This window comes from Bacillus sp. JJ864, assembly GCF_036963045.1.
GTDB lineage: Bacteria > Bacillota > Bacilli > Bacillales > Bacillaceae_G > Bacillus_A > Bacillus_A pseudomycoides_C.
Window position 1 is genome coordinate 1 of the sequence record NZ_JBALLY010000188.1, and the last position, 5,224, is coordinate 5,224.

At 27.0% G+C, this 5,224-nt stretch carries 5 protein-coding genes and 1 pseudogene; 3 read left to right on the forward strand and 3 right to left on the reverse strand.

Going from position 1 to position 5,224, the window contains the following annotated elements; genetic code table 11:
* Positions 1-1,051 (reverse strand): hypothetical protein (locus V7024_RS22140; RefSeq protein WP_335523973.1); only part of this gene is annotated, 1,051 nt, incomplete at its 3' end.
* A gap of 16 nt (positions 1,052-1,067) precedes the next feature.
* Positions 1,068-3,146 carry a MobA/MobL family protein gene (locus V7024_RS22145; RefSeq protein ID WP_335523974.1) on the reverse strand — a complete coding sequence of 693 codons (2,079 nt, stop codon included), beginning with the start codon at positions 3,144-3,146 and terminating at the stop codon, positions 1,068-1,070.
* Between the two features lie 288 nt (positions 3,147-3,434).
* Between V7024_RS22145 and V7024_RS22150 the strand changes: the two genes are divergently transcribed.
* The 3 genes from V7024_RS22150 to V7024_RS22160 are packed head-to-tail and all read left to right on the forward strand — an operon-like array spanning position 3,435 to position 4,911.
* A complete protein-coding gene (locus tag V7024_RS22150) occupies positions 3,435-3,770 on the forward strand; it encodes a hypothetical protein (RefSeq protein ID WP_335523977.1) in 336 nt (111 codons plus the stop codon).
* 16 nt (positions 3,771-3,786) lie between these two features.
* Complete coding sequence (locus V7024_RS22155) at positions 3,787-4,056, forward strand: hypothetical protein (protein ID WP_098634818.1); 270 nt, start codon at positions 3,787-3,789, stop codon at positions 4,054-4,056.
* 18 nt (positions 4,057-4,074) lie between these two features.
* On the forward strand, positions 4,075-4,911 hold the full coding sequence (locus tag V7024_RS22160; RefSeq protein ID WP_335523980.1) for a hypothetical protein: 837 nt from the start codon (positions 4,075-4,077) through the stop codon (positions 4,909-4,911).
* A gap of 19 nt (positions 4,912-4,930) precedes the next feature.
* Here the strand turns inward: V7024_RS22160 and V7024_RS22165 are convergent.
* Positions 4,931-5,224: pseudogene (locus V7024_RS22165) on the reverse strand (hypothetical protein); the annotation flags it as partial.

Below are 5,224 nucleotides of genomic sequence, written 5' to 3' on the forward strand. Positions count from 1 at the left end.
AAAAGCAATCTTCTAACTTAAATTTCTTATAAAAATTAAACAATCTTTTTCTATAGTTATATTTTCTATGAACAGGATTAAATAAATAAAAATCGTCTTTATTAATTTGAAAATTAGACGGATCAAATGTCATATAATATTCGCTCTCATGATCATTATCAGAAATCCATTTAATTTTTTCTAATAAAGCCATTCTATTTCCCACATTGGGAATATACCTTCGGATGTTTAAATAATGAATCATTAATTTAGAATTTAGAGTAAGCATTTTACTAATTTCTTTTTTCGATGGTGGGTACTTACTAATTATCTCCACAAGTTCTTTCATACCATTACTTTTTTCTAAATCATTTAATGTTTTTCGAGAAGCTACTCTAACATAATAACTAAAATCTATATCTTGATACTTAGGAAAGTTGTGTAAAAATGGATACTTTAAAAGTAATATTGCATCAATCAAATTCAGTTTGTTTTTGTCAGCATATTCAGGTAGCAAACTAAATATTTGTTCAAGAAAAATTTTTGAATGAACTGGAACTTCTTTATTATTTTCAGCTTCTTGAATACTTCCATATGTTGTTGACAAAAATTTATCAAATAGTGAACCTGATTCTTTTTTACCTAAACTAATAGGTATAATATTTTTTGTTTTCCCTTTTCTTGTATATTCAATATAATACAACTGTTTTTTTTGTATATTGTAGCTTATACTTTCATTTTTATATACAGGATATAATTGTCCCTTAAATGTCTTATGTGAAATCTCATATTTAAACCATCGAATGAAAAAAGTTATATTTTTTTCATTCATTTTAATTTGACTATGAATAATTTTATGCTCATAAATTGAGTTTGTATATTCTTTATTATATTTCACTTTCCCCATACAATGAGGACATTTATATTTCCTTCTTCTATCTATTCTTTCACCAACTTGTATTCCTTGATAACTACAATTCGGACAAAATAAGAAATAATTACCATAAGTAACACTTTCGATAAACGGTTTTATGACAGGATGTTCATATTTACTTTCTACAATAATACTCACAAATACCCCTCCTGATTTATAATTCATTTTCATTTTCTATCGTTTTATACTTACCTTTTATTTTCTTCGTTTTCTTCTTAGTTTTATAGTAGTTATGATCATTGTCAGCTTGTGTAATTGCATCGAATAATGATGTTGCAACTGATTCAATTCCATTAGAAGTATGTGGATTTTCCATGTTATTAAATTGCTTATATTGTTCATTATTAATTAGTTTGTATCTGTTTGCTTGGCTATCATATTCATCTGTAAATATTTCATTTTTATCTTTGTATAGATTTGGAATTTGAACATCTTCACCAGTTATAATTTCAACTTTTTCTTTTAATGTAAGTGCTGGATCTATTCCGTATTTCTCTTCAAGCTTAGGTAATAATTCATCTAATTTTTCACGATTCATTATAACCATTTGACGAGCCATTTCTCTATTTTCTAGATGTGAAATATGAGTTCCATTTTTCGGTTCTGGATTAATTGAATCAGCTTCATGTTTAATCCATTTATGAATACTTCTATCTGAAATTCTATAGTTAAACATACTTCTTTCAAGGTCATTATTTAGTTCAATAAATTGATCTCTTAGAGACTTAGTTCTTGCAAGTTGATTATAATGTTTTTCTACATTCTTTTGACCAACATAATTTCTATTTACTTCGGCCATAATTCCATCTTCAATAAATGATTTTGAAGCTGAATATCTTAATGTCGGTGACTTGAATTTATCATCAACAATATTGTCATGATAGATAAATTCAAAGACATCATTTACTTTTTTAGTTTCTCTTTCTAATACAATTTTTGCATTTTCAATTAATTCTTTATGAGCTTTTTCTAACTTATTAACTTCTTCTGTTAAATCATTAACTTCATTGATTTTTTCAGAAACATATTCATTAAAATAAGTCGGATCAATATTTGTACCAATTGAGAAATTCAAACCTTTATCAATATCAAATTCTGGTCTTAAAACATCTTTTATATAACGCTTTTTAGCTTCTAATTTATCTTTTGTATTTTCAACTTTCTTCTTAAAGAATCCTTCTGAAATATCAATAAACATCTTACGAGCAACTCCAAAATTAATGTCCGTTTTAGCACGTTTTCTAATAGAAGAGTATGCTTGTTTTTCCTTTTCAGTAAGTGGTGATCTATTGTTGTATTCAGTGATAAAGTTAAGAGCTTTAACTCTTTCTGGATCAGCATATTTAATTTCTTTTTGTGCATTTTCAATTTCTTTTAAAGTTGCTTTTTCTTCTAATAATAACTTGTTATATTCTTCAATTAATTTATTTTGTTGTCCATGATATGTAACTGGCTCATATTCTTTTCCAGTTTGTTTTGCTAGTTGTTTTGCTTTCTTTTCAAGATAATATTCTTGTCTAGTAAGTCTCATTAAAGGTAATTTTTCAAAGCCTTGTTTTTCGAAACTCTTCTCTGAAAATTTTAATTCAAGACCTTTTTCTTTTGAAACTTCGTTTAGATGTTTAGCCCAACTTTCGCGCCAAATATTTATGTTGTTTGGATTACTCCAATCATTAGTTTTTACAGAAACCGTTACACGCTGTCCTTTATCATTAAAAATCGGATTTCCGTTTTCATCTAACTTCTGAATTCGTTTACTTTTGTTTTCCCATTTTCCATCTAAATCAAAAGAACGCATTGTCAATAATACGTGTGCATGTGGATTATGTTCTTCGTCTCTATGGATACTAACATCAGCAACCATACCAGCATTTACAAATTGTTCATTTACAAAATTTCTAACAAGTTCTGATTGACTTTCTTCGTCTAATTCTTTTGGGATACTTAGTAAAACTTCTCTTGCTAATTGTGCGCTTGGATGCGGTTCTATTTTTTCAACTTCATTCCATAATCTCTCACGATTTAAAGCCCATTCAGGAGCATGCTCTGGCTTCATAATAAATGACTCTGGTTTCACCTTATGTGGGCGAAATGATTTAGTAAGACCATCACGTTCACTATACAATTCTTCATCTGATCTATAACTTGCACAAGCAACAGCCGAATGTTCTTTTCTGTTTTTGATTTTCACTTCAAGTCTGTAATAACCATTTTGTAGAGTAGAACTTGCCATATAAGGATTCACCACCATTCATTTTTAATAAGAAGCCCCCGCGGGTAAACTATACTTTTCTCCGATAGGGGAAAATGTAGTTTCTCCCAGACGAACCAAATGTAATTTGGTGCGTATAACTGGGCACTCGCTTCTCTCCTGACCTCATTATATCATCATTTTTTCTTTCAATCAATTTATAGTTGCTATAATTTTACAGAGAATATATAATAAAAAATAACTACAAAATTAGATTTTAAAATAGCTAAAATCAAAAAACATAAAACCAAAAAGAAAGGGTAGATGAAAATGGCTAAAATCAAAATAAATAAAGCTAAAAAAATGACAGACCTAGACAAAAAGATGGCTGAATTACAAGCACAACAAAAGAAAGCAGAAGCTGAATTTCATCAAAGTATTGGTAGTGTAGTTTGTAATAATTGGGATGTAGAAATAAACCCTGATAATTTAGAACAAGTAATCAAAGATCTTTCTCATATTGCAAACAAAATGTTAGAAGAATCATCAAAAGAATCTAATGAAGATAACAACGCTAATAATGAATTAAACAATCCTCCATCTGATCCACAAAATGATAAAACAGAAATTAAAGAAGAAAATCAAAATAATGCACATGTTATATAGTAGTTGGTAAATAAAAATGAGTAATCATGATTTAACAGATCAAGAGATTATAAAACTTTGGAATAAGCACAAAAAATTAAGTCAACAAAGAGAAAGAATCTTAGCTCAAATTAACAGAGAAAATAATAAACAAAGAAAAGAAAGAGCGCATAGATTAATCCAAAAAGGTGCGCTCTTAGAAAAATACTTTGAGATACAAAACTTAGACATAGATGAAACTGAACAATTGCTAAAAATGTTTTCTGAATTTGTAGTTTCTAAAAAACCAGAACATCTAAAAAAATAACAAAAGGGAGTGTTATTTATGGCAAGTCATGGCGAAGATATTAATGATATTATTGATAATATATTTCATATGATTTGGAATAGATTAAGAAGGTTAGCGCAAGAAGAAAAACGTAAAGAGCAAGTAAAAGAAGAGTTACATATGTCAAAACCAATTCAAAAGGATTTAACAAATAGTATTAAAGAAAAAATACAATCACAAACTCCTGAACAAAATCTAAAAGATTATAAAAAAATTGAACGTTCTATCTTAGAACACGAATTAAAGTTAAAGTCTGGAAAAGAACCTACACAAGATGAAAAAGATGAATATTTATTAAATAATTTTAAAAAAGATGTGTATCAATCTGAATTGAAATTATCACCTAAAGAACAAATAGAAATTAGACAAGAAATTTTAGAAACAATTAATGATAAAGAAATAAATAATGATGTTCTAAGAGAAGAAACATTAAATAATTATCAAGAGATTGAAAATCTTGATAAACAAGATGACATTTTAAATAGTGATCTTGCAAAAGAGATTTTAAAAGAAATACAAAATAATCAAGAGCTTCAATCATCTTTAAGTGATTCAATTAAAAATGAAGCATCATATAATTTATCAGTATTAAAACAAAATTTCAGTGAATTATCACATGTTAAAAATACTGATACAAATAGTCATTCAAAAGATAATAACACTAAAACAAATAGCAAAACAAAATCTACAAATAAGCAAACAAAAAGTAAAGAAATTGAAAGTGAATTTAATGAAATTAAAGACAGTACAAAATCACTTAATTCCAAAGAAAATGAACTTAAAAAACCAGAAAAAGAAGTGGAAGTTGAAGTGGAATTTGAAATTGAGCGTTAAAAAAGGAAAAGGGCATATATTATGTCCTTTTCCTTTTTTGATTAAATATCCTTTTCATCATGTCTCTATCACCTTTAACATATTTATTAGGATATTCTTTACTATGATCAATAACATAAACAGGATTATTTTCTATTTGTTTTTTATTAAAACAATCCATATTAACTTCTTCCTTTTTGGGAATTTCTTTAATTTTTTTCTTCTTTTTATACATTAACAGCACCAATATACAAGCTAAACATAACAAAATTATTAATACAATTGTTAATAAAAATAACAGCGACAATATACAAACTAAACATAACAAAATTAT